The organism is Oceanobacillus halotolerans (assembly GCF_010993955.1).
Classification (GTDB): domain Bacteria; phylum Bacillota; class Bacilli; order Bacillales; family Amphibacillaceae; genus Oceanibacillus_A; species Oceanibacillus_A halotolerans.
The window spans coordinates 99,458-118,035 of the sequence record NZ_WIXL01000004.1 but is presented as its reverse complement, the minus strand read 5'-3'; the positions used below and the strand labels follow the sequence as shown (position 1 = coordinate 118,035).

The 18,578-nt window shown below is 38.5% G+C and carries 23 protein-coding genes and 1 riboswitch; of the genes, 15 read left to right on the top strand and 8 right to left on the bottom strand.

Annotated features, from left to right (window positions below):
- The first annotated feature begins 14 nt into the window (after nucleotides 1-14).
- Complete coding sequence (locus tag GHC26_RS07160) at nucleotides 15-1,757, top strand: zinc ribbon domain-containing protein (RefSeq protein ID WP_163970580.1); 1,743 nt, start codon at nucleotides 15-17, stop codon at nucleotides 1,755-1,757.
- A gap of 14 nt (nucleotides 1,758-1,771) precedes the next feature.
- Nucleotides 1,772-2,179 carry a zinc ribbon domain-containing protein gene (locus GHC26_RS07155; protein WP_163970579.1) on the top strand — a complete coding sequence of 136 codons (408 nt, stop codon included), beginning with the start codon at nucleotides 1,772-1,774 and terminating at the stop codon, nucleotides 2,177-2,179.
- Between the two features lie 352 nt (nucleotides 2,180-2,531).
- Here GHC26_RS07155 and GHC26_RS07150 read toward each other — a convergent pair whose 3' ends face one another.
- Nucleotides 2,532-2,846, bottom strand: a complete 315-nt coding sequence (locus GHC26_RS07150; RefSeq protein WP_163970578.1) for a hypothetical protein — start codon at nucleotides 2,844-2,846, stop codon at nucleotides 2,532-2,534.
- 181 nt (nucleotides 2,847-3,027) lie between these two features.
- Here GHC26_RS07150 and GHC26_RS07145 point away from each other — a divergent pair, with 181 nt between their 5' ends.
- The 4 genes from GHC26_RS07145 (at nucleotide 3,028) to GHC26_RS07130 (ending at nucleotide 4,408) form a co-directional block, all read left to right on the top strand.
- Entirely contained in the window at nucleotides 3,028-3,255 is a 228-nt protein-coding gene (locus GHC26_RS07145; protein WP_163970577.1) for a spore germination protein, read from the top strand.
- A gap of 120 nt (nucleotides 3,256-3,375) precedes the next feature.
- Nucleotides 3,376-3,600, top strand: coding sequence for a spore germination protein (locus GHC26_RS07140; protein ID WP_163970576.1), 225 nt, complete (start codon nucleotides 3,376-3,378; stop codon nucleotides 3,598-3,600).
- A gap of 26 nt (nucleotides 3,601-3,626) precedes the next feature.
- A complete protein-coding gene (locus GHC26_RS07135) occupies nucleotides 3,627-3,830 on the top strand; it encodes a hypothetical protein (protein WP_163970575.1) in 204 nt (67 codons plus the stop codon).
- 44 nt (nucleotides 3,831-3,874) lie between these two features.
- The gene (locus GHC26_RS07130) at nucleotides 3,875-4,408 is read left to right on the top strand and encodes a coiled-coil domain-containing protein (protein ID WP_163970574.1); all 534 of its coding nucleotides are present in this window, start codon (nucleotides 3,875-3,877) and stop codon (nucleotides 4,406-4,408) included.
- Nucleotides 4,409-4,421: 13 nt separating this feature from the next.
- On the opposite strand, the gene GHC26_RS07125 is transcribed toward GHC26_RS07130, so the two are convergent.
- The 3 genes from GHC26_RS07125 to GHC26_RS07115 all read right to left on the bottom strand — a co-directional run bounded on the left by GHC26_RS07125 (nucleotide 4,422) and on the right by GHC26_RS07115 (nucleotide 7,076).
- Complete coding sequence (locus GHC26_RS07125) at nucleotides 4,422-5,246, bottom strand: ATP-binding cassette domain-containing protein (RefSeq protein WP_163970573.1); 825 nt, start codon at nucleotides 5,244-5,246, stop codon at nucleotides 4,422-4,424.
- A 73-nt stretch (nucleotides 5,247-5,319) separates the two neighbouring features.
- A complete protein-coding gene (locus GHC26_RS07120) occupies nucleotides 5,320-6,474 on the bottom strand; it encodes an agmatinase family protein (RefSeq protein ID WP_163970572.1) in 1,155 nt (384 codons plus the stop codon).
- A 116-nt stretch (nucleotides 6,475-6,590) separates the two neighbouring features.
- Nucleotides 6,591-7,076 carry an Hsp20/alpha crystallin family protein gene (locus tag GHC26_RS07115; protein WP_163970571.1) on the bottom strand — a complete coding sequence of 162 codons (486 nt, stop codon included), beginning with the start codon at nucleotides 7,074-7,076 and terminating at the stop codon, nucleotides 6,591-6,593.
- Between the two features lie 715 nt (nucleotides 7,077-7,791).
- Between GHC26_RS07115 and GHC26_RS07110 the strand changes: the two genes are divergently transcribed.
- Nucleotides 7,792-8,097 (top strand): hypothetical protein, encoded by a 306-nt coding sequence (locus GHC26_RS07110; RefSeq protein WP_163970570.1) that lies wholly within the window; start codon nucleotides 7,792-7,794, stop codon nucleotides 8,095-8,097.
- A gap of 321 nt (nucleotides 8,098-8,418) precedes the next feature.
- On the opposite strand, the gene GHC26_RS07105 is transcribed toward GHC26_RS07110, so the two are convergent.
- The 3 genes from GHC26_RS07105 to GHC26_RS07095 all read right to left on the bottom strand — a co-directional run bounded on the left by GHC26_RS07105 (nucleotide 8,419) and on the right by GHC26_RS07095 (nucleotide 12,406).
- Nucleotides 8,419-10,446 (bottom strand): penicillin-binding transpeptidase domain-containing protein, encoded by a 2,028-nt coding sequence (locus GHC26_RS07105; protein ID WP_163970569.1) that lies wholly within the window; start codon nucleotides 10,444-10,446, stop codon nucleotides 8,419-8,421.
- A gap of 121 nt (nucleotides 10,447-10,567) precedes the next feature.
- The gene (locus GHC26_RS07100) at nucleotides 10,568-11,521 is read right to left on the bottom strand and encodes an LCP family glycopolymer transferase (protein WP_318936993.1); all 954 of its coding nucleotides are present in this window, start codon (nucleotides 11,519-11,521) and stop codon (nucleotides 10,568-10,570) included.
- 294 nt (nucleotides 11,522-11,815) lie between these two features.
- A complete protein-coding gene (locus GHC26_RS07095) occupies nucleotides 11,816-12,406 on the bottom strand; it encodes a class D sortase (RefSeq protein WP_163970567.1) in 591 nt (196 codons plus the stop codon).
- A 461-nt stretch (nucleotides 12,407-12,867) separates the two neighbouring features.
- Between GHC26_RS07095 and GHC26_RS07090 the strand changes: the two genes are divergently transcribed.
- The 8 genes from GHC26_RS07090 to GHC26_RS07055 all read left to right on the top strand — a co-directional run bounded on the left by GHC26_RS07090 (nucleotide 12,868) and on the right by GHC26_RS07055 (nucleotide 17,497).
- On the top strand, nucleotides 12,868-13,494 hold the full coding sequence (locus GHC26_RS07090; protein WP_163970566.1) for a TasA family protein: 627 nt from the start codon (nucleotides 12,868-12,870) through the stop codon (nucleotides 13,492-13,494).
- Nucleotides 13,495-13,647: 153 nt separating this feature from the next.
- Nucleotides 13,648-14,484: an amyloid fiber anchoring/assembly protein TapA gene (gene tapA, locus GHC26_RS07085; protein ID WP_163970565.1), complete on the top strand. Its 837-nt coding sequence runs from the start codon at nucleotides 13,648-13,650 to the stop codon at nucleotides 14,482-14,484.
- A complete protein-coding gene (sipW, locus tag GHC26_RS07080; protein WP_163970564.1) occupies nucleotides 14,462-15,067 on the top strand; it encodes a signal peptidase I SipW in 606 nt (201 codons plus the stop codon). Before tapA ends, sipW begins: the two co-directional genes overlap by 23 nt.
- A gap of 26 nt (nucleotides 15,068-15,093) precedes the next feature.
- A complete protein-coding gene (locus tag GHC26_RS07075) occupies nucleotides 15,094-15,759 on the top strand; it encodes an LPXTG cell wall anchor domain-containing protein (protein ID WP_163970563.1) in 666 nt (221 codons plus the stop codon).
- Nucleotides 15,760-15,871: 112 nt separating this feature from the next.
- Nucleotides 15,872-15,958, top strand: a riboswitch (cyclic di-GMP riboswitch).
- Between the two features lie 26 nt (nucleotides 15,959-15,984).
- Entirely contained in the window at nucleotides 15,985-16,122 is a 138-nt protein-coding gene (locus GHC26_RS07070) for an anti-repressor SinI family protein (protein WP_226376887.1), read from the top strand.
- Nucleotides 16,123-16,196: 74 nt separating this feature from the next.
- Nucleotides 16,197-16,526 (top strand): helix-turn-helix domain-containing protein, encoded by a 330-nt coding sequence (locus GHC26_RS07065; protein ID WP_163970562.1) that lies wholly within the window; start codon nucleotides 16,197-16,199, stop codon nucleotides 16,524-16,526.
- A gap of 258 nt (nucleotides 16,527-16,784) precedes the next feature.
- Nucleotides 16,785-17,267: a VanZ family protein gene (locus GHC26_RS07060; protein WP_163970561.1), complete on the top strand. Its 483-nt coding sequence runs from the start codon at nucleotides 16,785-16,787 to the stop codon at nucleotides 17,265-17,267.
- A gap of 80 nt (nucleotides 17,268-17,347) precedes the next feature.
- Complete coding sequence (locus tag GHC26_RS07055; RefSeq protein ID WP_163970560.1) at nucleotides 17,348-17,497, top strand: hypothetical protein; 150 nt, start codon at nucleotides 17,348-17,350, stop codon at nucleotides 17,495-17,497.
- Nucleotides 17,498-17,896: 399 nt separating this feature from the next.
- Here the strand turns inward: GHC26_RS07055 and GHC26_RS07050 are convergent, their stop codons facing one another.
- Nucleotides 17,897-18,550 (bottom strand): YigZ family protein, encoded by a 654-nt coding sequence (locus GHC26_RS07050; protein WP_163970559.1) that lies wholly within the window; start codon nucleotides 18,548-18,550, stop codon nucleotides 17,897-17,899.
- Nucleotides 18,551-18,578: the final 28 nt, after the last annotated feature.

Below are 18,578 nucleotides of genomic sequence, written 5' to 3'. Positions count from 1 at the left end.
AAGGGGGAATTCCATTGAAGTTTTGTCATCAGTGTGGAAATCAATTAAAGGATACCGCAAAATTTTGTAATCAATGTGGAACAAAAGTAAAAGAGAAATCTAATCCGAACAACGAGTCAGATGAGTCAAATGATATAAATCAGGTCGAATCGTCAAAGGACAATGATGGGTCCTTAGATAACACCGATGATTCAGTCGAACAGCCAGAAGAAATCTCAGAAGAAACATCCAATCCAGAACAGTTAGCTTATTCTGGTGAACATGAAATTCCAACTGAAACATCAGATTCGAGTACGGCGGATACTACTCCACCTCAACGGGAAATATCTGGTATACCTCCAGATCCAGAATCCCAAGAATCGGAGCAAGCCGAGGAACCAGGTGGGTTGGCACCTCAACAATCTGTTGCAACTGAACAATCAGATCAAGCAACATCAAGACAGGATTTGAAGAAAACAAAAGGATCTAAGGCGAAAAAAGTATTACTAATGACGCTTATCCCACTCCTAATACTAGCAGGAATTGGATATGGTGGATATACCTATTTGAGTAGTATTACTGCACCTGAGGCATTTTTAGACGAATTTGAAACAGCAGTGCAGGAAGAGGACGTTGCGACATTACGGAATATGTTGGAGCCAAGTGTTGATTCGCTCATTTTAGAAGATGCTCACATGGAAGAACTGGTCAGCTACTATCAAGCAAGTCCTGAGGCGTTTCAAAATATACTTGATAATCTAGAAACACAAGCAGAAACAGGTGAACGTGATCCAGAAGCATTGCTCCAGCTTGTTACGGATGGAAAGCAATATGTTTTGTTTGATGCGTTCCATCTGGAAATGCAGCCAGTAGAGATTTCCGTTTCTGCTAATTTTGATGGTACTGCAATTGCTATTGATGGCTCCTCTATTGGTTCTGTTGAAAGCGGTCAAACCCTTATTTCAGACCCATTATTGCCAGGGTCTCATGTCGTAACAGCTAATTATGACGGTGAGTATGGGCAGTATGAACAAGAAGTGACGGTAAATACGTTTGATCTTGAGCTAGAGGATAATGTCGCGGCTGTCGATATTGCATTTGACGGAAACTATGTGACGCTTACCGCAACAGATCCAGAAGCATATTTATATTTAAATGGTATTAATACGGGGCAGCAATTTAAGGATATTTCCGAGTATGGTCCAATAAAAACGGATGGAACGATGACCTTACAAGCGATTACCGAATATCCATGGGGTGATGTACAATCAGAACCAGTACAGTTAACAGATACGGAACAGGAAGAAATCCATTTTGAATTAGATCTAGTTAATGAACGATTAGAGGATCAAGTGATGGATGCTGTCAATAACCATGTCCGAGAATATATTGATGCTTATTTAAACTTAGATACTAGTTATTTTACTTATATGAAAAACGAAGACTATTTAGCAAATATGGAAGACAATTTTGAACAAATGACAGAAGATGGATGGGGATTCCGTGGGGATGCGGTGAGTGCGGAGTATGATTTAGGTAGCTTGAAGGTTCAGGAAGATGATGGAGGTTATGTCGCGAACATTCTTGTTGATCTAACCTTTGATTCTGCTTTTTACGAAATGGATGAGGACCCAGCAGATTATCCAAAAGAAATGACGAACTATATATGGGATTATGAGTTAACCTATGATGAAACAGAAGAAAAATGGTTTATTACCAATAATGTTGAAGTGGATAGTTTTGAGACAGATAATTTATTCCTTTACGAGTTTAACTAGAAAGGGTGGATAGCTTGCAGGATAACAAGGATCAGCAAAACCTCAATACATTTATGTCAAAGAAAACGAAACTATTGGTAAATATTGGCCAGGCGGCTTACTTAGCTTATCGACGTGGTGAGATGGATTCGGAATTTGTTCGTGAGCATGGGGAAAAGATAAAAGAAATTGATACTCGAATTTATGATTTGAGGCAACAGCAAAAACAAACGGGAGCAGCCTCAACAGATGAATTGACTTGTTCCTGTGGTGCACCTTTAACAACAGAAGATGTGTTTTGTCAAGAATGCGGAAAAAAAGTTGAAAAGCGGCAGGAATCTAATGCCCAGCTGGCTTCAATGATTGACTGTCAGCATTGTGAACGGGAGATCCCTGCAGAGGCTAATTATTGTCCTGTATGTGGAGGGAAAATTAGTTTATGATTATGTGAGGAATTCGCATAATCTGATTAGGAAGGGAAATTTTGCAATATAGCGGAAAGAGGGTTCATTGGGATTGATTTGATGAATCCTTATTCCGTTATTTGTCAGAGCCACCCCCAATTCAATCCAGCTCTAACAAGAATACGTCGCAATCAACCGTTACACCCAGTCAATCAAAAGATTCTCCCCCTAAAATATATATCAACAAAAATAGCATATCAATCATTGCGATTTGATATGCTATTTCGCTTTCGCTTGTTTATAAAGATGTTCTCCATCATAAGTGACTTTACCAATCAATGGACCTTCATAGTAGCCTTAAGCAAGAAGGTGGCATGGAATAGGAAGCTTCTTACTTATAAGGTATATATTGGCCGAGTTGCTGCTCGGTGTGCATGGTGTGCAAAAAGCCTTTTGGATGCGGTTTTACATAGTCCTGGGATGGCCAGTGTACAAAATTAAGTTTCGTATAGTGGGGTGGTGTTGATGGTGCGTATGCACAGATGTTTCCTTTTTTGGCTGGAGAAGTAGATACAGCATCTCCCTTATAAAGCGGCATTGCAGGTGAATTCCAGTCCTGCCCTTTTATAGGATAGGAAGGAAAACCTGGATAAGCTGGCTCCCCAGGAAATGGTCCACCTCCCCAATGTGGTTGTTGATGTTGCAAGACAAGTTCCCCCTCTTCTAGTTTGCTTTCTCTATATATGTATTCATTTATTAGACATTTGTCATTGATAAAACGGTTTTTTCATAATTTTTTGTTGTAGTGGCGGAATACACGCTTAACTCCTCACAGCATGTAAAGAAATTGAATATAATGCTATATCAAAAGGAGTAAGGTGGTGCTTATGATTCCAACACACATCAATAACATTTTCGGGATTCGTATTAATTCAGCGTCTAATAATACAGCAATTACGTATGGAAATGCTGCACAAAAAGGACACCAAGCCAATGTGAAAATGAATTCTGGCTATACACAGCCTGGTGATGCAAACTTCAGTCCATTGCAGTTTAACAATGCCAACTTCTCATCTGATCCTGATTTTACTGATCAGCCACAATCACAAGTATAGTTAATTATCTTATGCAAGTTATGCCAAAGTTTGCCAGGACCTGAGGCAACGAACATCTGAATGATTATATGTATATAATGGTTTTGTGGACCTTCTCTTATCACGAATAGGAGGAATCGTATGGTTTCCCATATTAATAATGTTTATGGTATTCGAGTAAATAATATATCAAATAATGCATCAATAAACTTTGGTCATGTCTTGCATAAAGGACATCAAGCAAACATCAAGATGAATGTTGGGTATCAACATAATGGGGATGCAAATCAAAGCCCTATGCAATTTAATAATGCAAATCACGTAAATGATCCAGATGCATTGGATCAAACCCAACAACAAGTATAATTATTTCTGGGAAAGGCTGAATCGTTATGGCAATGCGCATTAATATAAAAAATATTAATATTAACTCGATCGCTACATTAGGATCATTGAATATAGGAAAAGCAATTTTTGCCAAAAACCGTTCCTCCTCCGTAACAATGCCAAAAGAAAACTATGAAGAAACGAATGCAACGGATGAACAAATAAAAGAAATGGTACCCCAATTGCCACAGCAACCAGAGGAGAAGTAGTGACGTTTTTTCTAGGAAATCCGTGTAATGAAGAGGTGATAAGCTTGAATAGAACATGGCCGCCTTATTATTATATGTTTCAACAACAGCAGTTTCCGTATAAAGGATATGCACCCTACTATAATCCCTACATGCAAATGCCCAAGAATCCTGTATATTTTCCACAACCACAACCTGAACAGGAAACTAGTCAAAACGAATTAAAACAAGAAGAAAAAAAGCCATCTGAGATGACGATGGCCGAACATATGGAAAAACTGAATGAAAAACTTAATAAACTAGAAGAAGAACAGAAAAAAATGCAAGATGAAATAGATAATATAAAACCGGTTAATGTAGAGAATGTAAATTACAAAATTCAGGACTTAAATGTCCAAGATTTATCAGGGACATTATTGGTTGGATTAACTACATTAAGTGATGCAGAGAACTTAAAAGAATTGCTGGCAGAAAATGATGCTGTTACCTTTAATGATATGAATACAGATGAATTTGAAAAGCAAATGGAGCAAATGAATCAAATGGATGCCGAGCAGCAAGATGATGGAAATGGCAATAATTCGAACAATCAAGAATAGGATATGTAAGGACTTATTTTCTTTCCTGCAGCAGATCAAACAATAGGCGTGCTGCTTCTTGTTCATTTTTAGGAAGGCCATTGGGTGCTAGTTCAGGAATCATTCGAAATAACCGAGCGATAATGGGTAAATGTAGATTTGCTTCTCGTATTATATCCTCTTTCACTAACAATTCAATCCCTCTTGTTGCTAGCAGCTTGCCATCCTTTAGTAGGACAACCATATCTGCCCATGAGGCCGCAAAATTCACATCATGTGTCGATAAGAGAATGGTGCGTCCCATATAATTCCACCCTTGTAATAATCCAGCTATATCATCTTGCCCGACTGGATCGAGAAAGGCCATTGGTTCGTCCAAAATAATAATATCTGGCTTCATCGCTAAAACCCCTGCAATGGCTACTCGCTTTTTTTGACCGAAGCTAAGGTGATAGGGTGGTGTATCTTTATGTTCTAGCATTCCCACATTTCCTAAAGCAGCTGTACAAATGTCTTCTATTTCTTCTTCAGACATTTTTAAGTTTCGTGGTCCAAAGGCTACGTCTTCCCATACGGTTCCAGAAAAAACTTGATCATCGGGGTCCTGAAACACTAAACCAACACGGTGCCGTATTGCTGGTGCCGTTTTTTTCGTTAATAGCTCACCCATAACGTGAATGGACCCCTCATTTGGAACTTTTAAACCGTTTAAATGGTGTAATAATGTTGATTTCCCAGCTCCATTTGGACCGAGTAATGCTACTTTTGCTCCTGCAGGAATGGTTAAGCTAATATCTTTAATTGCTTCCATTCCATTATCATAGCGATAGGTTAGTCCATTTACTTCAATGGCGTTCATATTCTACGGCCTCCCTTTTTAGATTTGAAAAAACACCTGCTTCAGTTTATTAAAAGCAGGTGCATTTCATGTGTTATGCAAATTTTTTTCCGAGTTTTCCCCCATCAACCATCGCTGCGAGTACATCTGAAATGACTCTCGTTCCAAGTAGTGCCGTTTGGTCACTGACGTCATATGGTGGGGAGACTTCGACTAGTTCCATTCCGCAAACACCTTCGCGGGCGACGCGATCAATTAATTGCAAGCCTTCTCTCGGTAAGAATCCGCCAGGCTCTGGCCACCCGGTACCAGGAACAAAACCACTATCAAATGAATCAATATCCACACTTAAATAAACAGCTTTTGCTCCTCGCCATGCCTTTTCCAGTGCAATATCGGCAACATGGTCAATTCCGTATTTCTCTACATCCCCCATCGTGATAACAGTTGTATCAAACTTTCGCACATTTTCAACTGCTTCTCGTGGAACCTGCCAGCCACCTATACCAACTTGCACTAAATTAGAAGGGGGTGCATTTGGAATATTGGTCGCATGGAACCAAGGGGTGGTGTGCATGCGCTCATCCATATCTTTTTCTTGTAAATCTAAATGTCGGTCCATATGGATGATGCCGACCTTTCCGTCTACTTGATCAGCAATGGCCCGTAAGCATGGGTACCCGATAGCGTGGTCTCCTCCTAGCATGACAGGGAAGGTCCCTTGTGCAAATACATGCGAAACAGCTTTATAGATTTGGTCAAAGCTTTTTTCAATATTGGCGATCGTAAAAACATCCCCGACATCACACATTTTTAGGGATTCTTTAAGGTCTACACTTTTTTCGTAACTGTAGGATGTGTATAGCTTAGAAATTTTACGAAGTGCTTCTGGTCCAAATCGTGTACCGGCACGATAGGTTGTTCCAATATCAAAGGGAACACCCATGAAAGCAACATCATATTCGCCGACACGACGGACATCTTCTAAAAATGGGGTACGTAAGAAAGTAGGGATTCCTGCTTGTGGTGGTCGTGATTCTCTTGTAAAGGTGGAAATAGTTCGATCTCCAATAGATGGAGCAGCTTCTAATCCGTATTCAACCGATCGAGCTAACTCTCGTTCATGTTCTACTTTTGGGATTTTTGCCTCCTTTTCGGCCTTTTCAATTCCTAATAGGTCTGTTTCCCGGTCGCTTTCTAGTGCCTTCTTTTGCCGGAAACTCAGCCCATGGTTGTCAAAGAAGCCCACAGTAACACCTCCTGTTGTTTTGGTTTTGTGTTAAATGTTAATGGCATGACATCTACCAACACCTAAGTATATGTGGTGGCATTTTAAATATGACAAAAATTTTGAAAACAAATAGTTTACGTTTCATCATCATCCGTTTTAACTTGTAATTTTTGTTTCGTTTCACCTGAAGGTATAAGCCGATGCAAGTGCAAGTATAAATACCCATGTTGATACGTTGCATTAATTTTGTCATGTCTAGCAGGGTATGGTAATTTTACTTTACGTCTTACAGGTCCTTGATATAGTTCCATGTGCATCGGACGAAATCCTTTATGATCAATTTGAATCGTACCGACTACCTCTAGTGTTAAGTCATACACATCTACTTCAACATCTTCTAACACTAAACCTGGTAACCGAAAAATACATAATAGCTCATTACCTGCTTCACAAATATTGACCTTAATTCCTGAGCTATTATTACTATTACTGTTATTATTAGTTTGGCTTGTTTCTACCTCTGCATTTTCCAAATCAAGGTCTTCAAAGGTAGACCAAAAATCTTCTCCTAGAAAATTTGGGAGACTTTTCTTCCAATTATTCGGCCAATATTTATTCAACGTGTGATCCCTCCTTTAAAAGCCTATATGATTATTGTAGTCAGAAAAGGGGAAAAGAGTGCTATTCTACTAATATGATTTATTGCTTTCTCGTATAATTTATTACCTTATGGACGTCGAGTTGATGTAAATTGCTACGTAACTTGCGTCGTTGATTGCCGCTTCGGACAGTCGCTTTCGACGGGAATAAATTTGCTATCAATGTTCACATACATATAATGGAATGAGGATCCGCGACCATCCTACAAACGGGGTTTTTCAGGAAATAACGGAATGAGGATTCATCCCGTAAAACTAGGGCGGTACCCCATTCCGCTAATAGCGAAACAGCCTTACATCTATAGGACATAACGAAAGCCTTATGAAAGGTTACCCACTAACGTCTCTCCAGGAGCTGTCCGTATAATACAGAAAAAAAACATGGATCAATCTCGACGAATAATCACAAAAGGATGAAGGAACAGGATCTTTTTCATCTACATCTCTTTGTAAAAGGCTCCTGTCCCTATAGCCATTAAAACCATAGAAAGGATCACCTTACGTAAGCATGAGTCTTAATGAATAGTTTATATAAACTTTTTCATAAATTTTTATCATTCAAAATAGGATGTGAAACAACAACCTTATAGAAAACAGCCTTAATTTTAAACAGTTAACATACTTAAATAAAGATACACATACCATTGGTAAAAAACATTTCGCGTAAATGGAGGGGATGAAGATTGAGTCAAAAATCGATGTATTAGAAAAGCGAGTAGCAGAACTAGAAAGATCGAATAAATCATTATATGACCAACTTCGAGCAATGCAATTGGATATGGAAGAAATGATGCAAACGAATATTTTGACTTCTCAACGTTCTTCAGCTTCTACTAGTCAGAAAGTGGAATATTTAACAGAAGTCAATGAGGAAATGTTTCAACAAAATGTTCGTCTGCGGGAATTTATTGAGGATTGTATTGAAGCAGAGGTTGTTCCGACACGTCAGCAATATTATGATATGTTGCGGCAGGATAGATAAGAAAAACCGGAGATTCCGATTATTACGGCTGTCTCCGGTTTTATGCTTTTAGCAGCTAGGAAAGTATAAAAACTTTCCTACTGCATAAGTGCAACTAAGGCATTCACCAATAAAGCCTTAGCGAATGCCAAGTTTTCTAAAAAGATAAGAATGTATAAAAAGTTGGCTTTATTTTGTTCATATACAGGAACAGCCACGTCCAGCTCCAGCGCCTACCCCCTCGAGGTCATAAGTCAATCCACATTACGCGCAAAAAGCGCCACGTCGAGGCTTGGCTTATGCTTGTCGGGGGTGATCAAGGCGCTTGCGCTTTTGTTCTACTTATTTAATGGCTTGAAGCACGTTGGTTACTTTATCCACAACATATCCACTGCCACCATTATCTTCTACCCCTTCAACCATCATTGCAATGAGAACATCTTGATCATCTGTTGGGTAGGCAACAAACCAACCATTTTCCTGGCCGTCTTCTTCATCACTAGTTAACTTCAGTTCTGCCGTTCCAGTTTTACCAGAAATCGCAAAATCTGCATTTTGTGCAGCCTTAGCAGTTCCGTTACTTGCCGCTACAACGTCTCGTAATGCTTCCTGGATAATAGCTGCTTGATCACTGGTGAGTAAATCACTTTTCCATACTTGACTTGTCTCTTCATCCGTTCGTAAAATTGGCTGCAGCATATTCCCTTCATTTAGGAAAGGAGTATAAGAAGTTGCTAAATGGAGTGCTGTCATCTCCAATTGTCCTTGACCATAACTTGCATTAGCAAGCATCACTTCATCGGATATCGCACCATCACTAGAGACATTAGATGTTTCCAATGGGTATTCAAATGGCATATCCTCACCAAATCCAAATTGTTCCATCCCATCTACAAACGCATCTGCACCCATTTCGACACCTTGCATGGCAAAGTAGATATTATCGGAACGGACAAGTGCATTATGCAGGTCTACTGGACCACTGGATTCGGATACGCGGCGAACTTCATAATCACCCCAAGCATCTCCGTTATTCCATGTTAATCCTTCAATTTCGATTCCTTCATCTGGATCAATCGTGCCATTATTTAATCCAATAGCTGCTGTCACTGGTTTAATCGTTGAACCTGGAGCAAATGTTGCACTAAAACGATTAATAAGAGGTGTTTGTTCATCCTCTTGTAGGTCTTCCCATTCACTTGCTGTCATGCCATAGACAACATCATTTGGATTAAAGGATGGACTACTTACGAGTGCCAATGTTTCCCCTGTTTTTGGATTGATGGCAGCAGCTGTTCCTGCCTCCCCATCATAGCTATTAAAAATCTCTTCCTGTACCTCGATATCGATCGTTAGCATAATATTTTCCCCGTCTTTAACAGGTTTTTCAGCTAACACCACATCTTCTGCTTCTTCATCTTCTTTCGTAACAATAATCTGGACTCCTTGTTGTCCTTTCAGTTCTTTTTCATACAACTGTTCTAGTCCACGTTTTCCAATCACGTCATTACTAGAATAAGTGCCAGGCTCTTGTTCTTCCAATTCTTCCGCGGTGATCGGTCCTACATATCCAGTTAAGTGTGCTGCTATTTCTCCATGTGGGTAGATACGTCCTGTAACCTCATTTCCCAAGACACCATCAATCTCCCATAATTGATTTAAAACCTCTTCATTTGTTTGGGGTACTTCACTTAACGGAACAAATAAATCAGGTCCAACCCATTCTTGATTTAAAGCCCCTTCAATGGAATCTACACTCATTTTCAAGAGGTCTGCTAGTTTCTCAATGGTTTGATCAGGGTTTGTCATTTCTCCTGGTACAACCCCAATTTCATAGACGATATCGTTCATAGCAAGTGGCATTCGATTCCGATCGAGAATCTCACCCCGCTCTGGTGCTGTCGTCTGGAAGGTGATTTCGCCACCATCTTTTAATTCAGGGAAAATAAAGCCAGGGTCCCATTCCACAAACCAGTTTTTTTCCTCTTCTTCTCCTTGTTGTGTTAAAGTTGCCTCATAATCAAAATCGATTGGTCCAGCAAGCGTACTCATACTTACAGAGAATGGGATAGTAGCTGTTCCTTCTTCTAATGCTGTTTCGGTCTGTTCTTCTGATAATTCTTCAAAGGATACTTCTAAATCAGAAACCTCTAGATCTCCATATATTTTTTCATAGCGGTCAACATAATCTTCTGTTGCATATGTTTCTGTTGCTTCACTAGAAAGCATTTCATACATTTCCGAGTAATTTTGTTCATTCCATTGATCAACATAGGTGTTAAAACGTTCATTTGGTGTAACTTCATCATCTGAACATGCGGTTATAAAGGTGATGAGTGTAATCGATAGCCAAAGACTAATTCGTTTCATATTAACCCCCTCAATCCCAATTTGATTTATTCTTATTATAGCATGTAACCTGTTCAAAAATCTGTATGTGGAAATGGAAAAGTCACACTGTGTCTATAGCTTACAGGTGACTTTTGTGATGTTAACTTCCATTCATGTGATTCTTAATTTCAGTTTGTACCCGATTCATATCCTCATCTGGTACGACATAATAATAAACGCCTCCAATGTTTTGACCATTCCCATTAAATTCAATGGTTTTCATGTTATTACGCGTACCCAAATAATTCGTCACTAAGGTCTGCATATGATCCATTTGAAGATCTGTTTTTACATTGCCTCCTAAAATACTAAGGATATCCCCGATTTTAGTAATACTGGTGACACTTGCTGCTTCATTAATAGCTGCCGTAACGACCTCACGCTGACGTTCGTTTCGTCCAAGGTCACCACGGGGATCTTCTTTTCGCATCCGAATGTATTTCAAAGCTTGTTCGCCATTCAGACGAATTTCCCCCTCTGGAAAATGTTCGCCATCTTGGTTAAAGGCACGATCATTTTGGACCGTAACCCCACCTATTGCATCAATCCCTTGCTGAAAACCTTCCATATTGACACGAGAATAAAAATGAATGGGAACATCCAATGTGTCTTCTACCGTTTGAACAGATAACTCCACATCCCCATAGGCATAAGCGTGATTGACTTTATCCATGCCATGTCCAGGAATATTTACATACGTATCGCGTGGAATACTTAGCATGAGCATTGAATCGGTTTGGGGATTAAGTGATAAAAATATAATGGTATCAGAGCGTCCCCGATCACCTTGTCGTTCATCTACACCTAAAAGCAAGAAGTTAACAGCCTTCCCATCATTTAATAATCCATCTATTTCTTTTAAACGGCTTGGGTCACCGTCTCGTTCTAATGGTTCATGCATGACATCAACCGTACTCCCTACTTGGTTGTATAGATAAAATAGGTAACCACCAACTAGTAGGAGCAAGCCAAAACCAATGCCAAGTACCCAATATATCCATTTTCGTTTTTTCTTTTGTTTACGGTGCTTTTCAACTCTTGAATCCACCTTCATTCTCCTCATTATTACGAAAATTAATAAAGCTTAACTCACTCGGTGGGGGTTTCCGACGCACAGGACGTGCTAGTGTCGACGTTGCGATTGACGTGGCGGTGTTAGTCGGCCCTTCATCCCACACCGAATGTTAGTTGAACTTATCTCACTTTTACTGGCAGTTACCCCCACTTATACTTCTTTGTTTCTCGAAGTCTTAAAATGGGGGTCTTACTGCCAGTTAACACGTGATAAATCATTCATTGATTATAGCGGATAAATCATTTTTAGTCTATGACAATGTGTTCGTTTTAATCAGTCATTATTAATTGGTAATGCAGTGATGATATAACGATCAGGCGCATTCCCAACATAGGAAAATGGGTAACATGTCGTGACAGTTAATACCTCTTCAGGTGCAGTGGATTTAATAATAGAACGGTCATCGGCATCAACAATTTGGGTGTCAACAATTTCATAGGAAAATTCTCCATATGGGACTTTTACCGTTAAAATATCACCTAGTTCTAATTCTCCCATCCGACGAAAAACAGTATCCCGATGACCTGATAAGACAATTTGGTCATTTTGCTGGGGATAGGCAGTTCCGTCGTAGTGACCAACTCCTTTTTCTAATTCATCTTCATCTGTGCCTTCAACAATTGGTAAGTCACTTTCTAATTTTGGAATATGTAAAATCCCTGCTGTCGCTCCAGTAACAGGAGAAAAGGTAGATGCTTCTGGTGTTGGTTCCAAATTCGTTTTAGTATCTGAATCTTTTTCCAACAGTTCTTCTGCTTCAGCGAGGCTAGTTTGTTGTGCCATTTTTTGGCTAACCCATTGATAAGCACCAAATCCTAAAAATACCAAGCCTGTAATAATGAATAAGATAGAAATTTTTTTCATCCGTCATACTCCTTAAGGTCTTTGAGTATAGTATAAAGAATTTTCTGTAGGGATAAAAGGTTATTTGTAAAATAAACCTTTATTCCTATATTATCGTACATCATAAAGAACATTATTTTTATAAAAAAATGAAATCGTGAGTAAAACAAAGATATAAGTAGCAATAACAAGTTATGTTGTTCTTTATTGAGAATTTTGCGCGATTTTGGGGTTTTGTAAAACGAACAATCCAAGTTATACTCTACTTGTAATTCGTTATAACGAACAAAACGAACGATATGCAGAACTAATGACTCCCATCACATTGACACTTTAGGAGGGGATGATCTATTAGCGGATTGGTAATCCAATCATTTCGGAATGAGTAAAAAATATAGGTCAAATGATTCATAAGTGTGCACAATCTGTTCGTTTTATCGAAGTAGCGAAAATTAATCGAAAACTTTAAGGAGGAAACGAGAATGGGAATTAGGAAAAAATTAGGATTAGGTGTAGCATCAGCAGTATTAGGTATTTCATTAGTCGGGGGAGGTACATATGCGTACTTTAACGACACAGAGACTTCCAACAATACATTTGCAGCAGGTACATTGGATTTAACGGTAGATCCACAGGTTGTTTTTGATGTAGATAACTTAAAACCAGGAGATTCAATAAAGCGGTATTTTGAATTACAAAATAACGGTACCTTAGATATTGCCAGTGTATTACTAGATACTTCATATACGGTAAATGATTATCATGGAGACAATGTAGATGATATGGGTAAACACTTTAGAGTGAATTTTATTAAAAATGAGGGACATCCAGAAAGTTGGGTAGATGACGATGAATACACAGTCGTATCCAGTAAAACTTTAAATCAATTATCAAATATGACTCCTGATGAACTTGCAGTAGAATTAGAAGATTATTTTTGGTTAATCGGAGATAAAAAGGAAGACGGTATCCCTGCTGGAGGAACAGATTATTTAGTTGTAGAAATCGAGTTTGTTGATAACGGAGAAGATCAAAACGAATTCCAAGGGGATACGTTGGAACTTCAATGGGACTTCACTGCTGAACAAGAAGAAGGAGAGCGTAGATAAGTTTAATTAAAAGAAAGGTGGTTCGTCCACCTTTCTTTCCTACATATAATTCAAGAGATATTGACTGTTATTTTGCTTTGTTAAGTATACATAACGCAAGACGTTGTTTTATTTACTAAAGCAAAGTAACAAGACAGATAGGAGGGGGAAATGGTGCGTTTAAATCGTTTACGAAAATTTAAAAAGCGAAAAAAGTTCTTATTACTTTGTAAGATTGTGGCCATTTGTTATGGGAGTATTTTTTTATTTAGTTTTCTTACTTCAGGAACTGGAGCCTATTTTAACAGTGCCAACGAAGATCAATTCACACTTCAAGCTGGAACATGGTGGGATGGAAGTGAGTTGGAGTTCATTGGAAATGGCAACCAAAATATTAAGCAGTGTCCACCGACAGAACTATCAGTAGAAATACAGAACAATGGTTTTACAATGATGGATAGCACGAAATATGAAATTTACTATATAGAAAATGGAAATCCACAACAAAATGGTGATATGGTAGCCGGAGGAAATATCCCACCAATAGTAGAAGGCGATGTTGAAACAATTACCCACGAAGTAGAGAATGCTGGTCAGTACCAGTTTAAGGCATATCAACGAGAAGACTATAAAGGGGATCATCACGAAATATGGAGTGAAAAAGTAATAGTTAAGTGTAACAAAAATAACAAACCTAATAATGTAAACAGTAGCCAAGATGAGGCTAATAAGCAAGATGAGGTTAATAAGAATGAAAAAGATAACGACGAAGTAAAACGAGAAGAAACGGTATCGGGTAAAGATAGGAATGAAACTCAGGATATGAATGAGTCTACTGATAACGAAGACAACGAGACTAATGAAAATGATCAACATGTAGAAGAAGAGGAACACCAAACAGAGGAAGAAGTTGTAAAGGATAATGTTTCTGAAGAAGATGAAGAACTCGAAGATAGTGAAACGGCCCCTGAAGAGGAGGAAGAACTAGATGAGCCAAAAGAAGACAAGTAGAAAAATACTGAAGTGGCTAAACCATATTGCAACAACACTATTGTTTGTCGTTTTAATCAGCATGCTGTTTATTGTTATTTCTTCTAAAGCATCTGGTGGGGAACCTGAGATTTTTGGCTATCAATTAAAAACGGTTCTTTCGGGCTCCATGGAACCAGATATTCAAACAGGATCAATTATTGCCGTCAAACCTGGTGGAGATATGACCCGTTTTCAAGAGGGCGATGTCATAACCTACATGGAAGAGGACCAAAAGTTAGTGACACACCGTATAACAGAAGTGATCCATAGTGGAGACAATGTCATGTATCGGACAAAAGGGGATAATAATGATGCGGTGGATGCTGAACCTGTTCTATCTGAAAATGTTGTAGCAGAATATAAAGGGTTCACGATCCCCTACATTGGATATATCATTAATTTTGCTCAATCACAAAATGGCGCGTTTTTATTACTAATTCCTGGTTTTCTTTTATTAGGTTATTCAGCTTTTATTATATGGAAAGCGATAAGAGAAATTGAACCAGCTAATAAAGGAAAAACAAAATCAAATGAGGACCAAGAAAGCCTCTCGTCTTCGTGACAGGAGGATAGAAGGAGGGGGTCAGAGTGAGAAAGCTTACGGTCATATGGATGATCCTAGTAGTTGGGATCATTGTACTGGTTTTTCCAGATAATAAAGTATACAGTGAGACAAATGATACAGAAGTAGAGGAAATTGATATTGCTATTTCCCCTAGTGGAGCATTATTTGAGATTGATAATATGAAACCAGGGGATTGGGCACCGAGATCACTTTTTATTCAAAACAATGGCCAGGAAGATTTTGAATATCAAATGACGATAGAGAACCAAGGATCTGAAAAGCTGTTCAATGAATTGGTCTTAGAACTAAGTGATGGAACGAATTTATTATATAATGGAAAACTTGCTGAGTTTGAACAACTATCAGATCGAAAGTTAACATCTTCCAGTGAAGAAGAATTAGATATTACGGTACGTTTCCCAGAACATTTAGGGAATGAATTTCAAGGACTAGATACAACATTTTCGCTAAGCTTTACAGCAGAAGGAGCAGAAACAGCTGCTAGCAATGATCATGACGAAGCTACTGTAGCTGGAGCGATAGGAAGTGACGGAGGTGGCGGTTCGATACTCCCAGTTACCGCAACAAACGTTTATAAATTCCTTTTAATTGGAGTACTATTAGTCGGAAGTGGAGCATTAGTATTTATCTTAAACAAGCGAAAGCAAATCCAAAAGCAACAGGTATAAGAGAGCCCTTCAACAGTATGAATTTTACAAAACTAGTTACCTTTAGACAAAAGAAGACACCCAATTAAGGTGTAACATGCAGTATAATAGTCTTAGAGCAAAATAAGGTTTCACAGTAAAAGGGCAGACCTATTGAAAAATAGGGGCGCAAAGTCACAGGTCTAAAGCACGTTTATGCTATGACGGCTGGGCTTCCTGGAAATAATTATGGGGGACGGGAAAGTTATGGAAAAAATGAAGGAAAGTAAGAAGCTGGATAATGAGTGGGTATCCTTAATGAAAGAGGCAAAAACAATCGGATTAAAAAAAGAAGATATCCGTACGTTTTTGACAGAAGCTAAAAAAAAGAAAAAAATTTTTTAACTTCTATGTGCTTAATATAGAACCACTCACCTAATGTATGTTATAATTTTTTCAGAGAAAGAAGGTGTGTGGACTTGATTGGTGAGAAAATAAAGCAATTACGCAAGGAAAAGAAGATGTCTATATCTGAATTAGCTGATAAAGCAGGAGTCGCAAAGTCTTATTTGAGTTCCATTGAACGAAACCTTCAAACAAACCCCTCGATCCAATTTATCGAGAAAATAAGTCAGGTATTAGGGGTATCTGTCAATGACTTAATCCAACAAGGCAACACCAAAGATGTAGAAGACCTGGATCAGGAATGGTTAGAAATTGTACAAGAAGCAATGGAGTCTGGGGTCTCAAAAGAGCAATTTAAAGAGTACTTAGAATTTACGAAATGGCGTAGTAAGCAAAATAATTAAATAACATGGAACACAAACCGTAGCGCATCATGCTTACGGTTTTTTGTTTTCAAGAAAAGTAGCATTTAATGATATGATAAACTTCAATTAGTGGTTTTTCGACTCAACAGAACGTGCTAGTGCCGACATTGCCGAAACTACGACAGCGACACATCGCACGAAGCAAAAATGTTTTTCGTTTACGAGGACGTGGCGTTTTAATCAACCTGCCAGTTCCATGGGGGATAAACGTAAATATGATAAAGGTTTGGGTGTACGATGCGAAAATATTCTACTTGGCTACTGCCTATTGCGTGGATGGGGATCATTTATTACTCATCAGCAACACCATATGAAGAACAAGATATTAAACCAATGATGGAAAATACGATTGATCTATCCTTTCTAACTCCTTTTCTGGATTGGATCGTATTTACCTATCATCAGTCAGAGGTAAGTGTGGAAGCACTCGGCATTAATGGCTTCCTAGAATTTTTCATCCGGAAAGGTGCACATGTTGGAGCGTTTTTCCTATTAATGTGCTTTTTCGTTATCGCGTTCCAGAAGTCTACGAAACTAGTACTATCATCAACAATTATTGTTTCATTTTTGTTAACAGTAGCATATGCTGTTGTAGATGAATATCACCAAGGCTTTACGGCAAATCGAACACCTTATATTGGAGATGTTGTATTAGATGGTGTAGGAGCCTTATTAGGAGTAATATTTATATTACTTGTTATTCGTTACCAAAATCGTTAAAAAACTAGGCGATTCCAGACATATTTTGTGATATGATAGTAGTAAATTTTGAATGATTTGTCGAATAAGGGTGGGGAGTAATGGGGGAACAAGAAAAGTATAAACGCATGTTACAAAAGGCGATTGAGGAAACAGAGAAAGCCAATATTCAATCATCACAAGAAATGATTCAAACATTAATAAAAGAACTACGAAATACACATGTTAATTTGGATACAATATCTAAATAAAATAATGGCGTAAAGAGGGTGTAACCAAGAGCTAGGATTTTTGGACATCCTCTTATTTTTATCTAAAAAGCGGACAATAGCTTTTGAGATCCGCGCCTTTCGATTTGGTTGTTCCTCATTCCGCTATTTCCCGGAAAACCCTTGTTTTAGCACGTTATGTAATCCTCATTCCGTTATCTGCCATTTCCCCCCACTTATTCCATTGATTTTGTGGTATTAACGGAACTAGGATTACACAAGGCCTTTTAAAAGCAGCTTTCCTTCCTATTAGCGGAAAGAGGATCCGCATACCAGCCTACCTCACATTCCCGTACTTCCTGCACCCAAACCCGAACCCTCACCCCAATTTTCGACACAAGAGTTCTCTCCAAAAAAGCACCAGCATCACACTGGCACTCATTATTCATCTTCTTTAGTAGAAGCAACATCAATTTCGATATAAGTCGTGTCTGTTTTAACAATTTTTGCCTGATCACTCGTTAAATCCACAATCCAATCTTGAAAGGCATCTTCTTCCCCGATTTTGACATAAACACGGAACTCGACCTGTTCTAAGTAATTAATGGAATCCAAAACATGATCAGAATTCCGGAGAACATTTTCAAGTTTTCCAAGTAATGGATAATCTACTGTAATCGATATTCCTTGCATTAGCTGTCTTTTGACAATTCCAGTTGTCTTGATTGCTTGAGATGTTGCAGATCCATATGCACGAATTAAACCACCTGCACCTAGTTTAATACCACCAAAATACCTTGTTACGACTATTGCTGTGTCTTTTAAGTCTTGCTTTTTTAACACTTCTAAAATAGGTACTCCAGCAGTTCCGCTAGGCTCACCGTCATCATTTGCCTTTTGAATTTGATTTTGCTCCCCTATCATATATGCTGAGCAATTGTGTGTTGCATCGTGATGTTTTTTCTTAATCGATTGGATGAAAGCTTGTGCTTCTTCTTCTGTTTCCACACGTTTCACATATCCGATAAAACGTGATTTTTGTATCACAATTTCATCTGATCCTTCTGGTTTAACTGTATAGTACGAAGCCAACATTTTATTTCCTCCTCTAAGACCATTATAA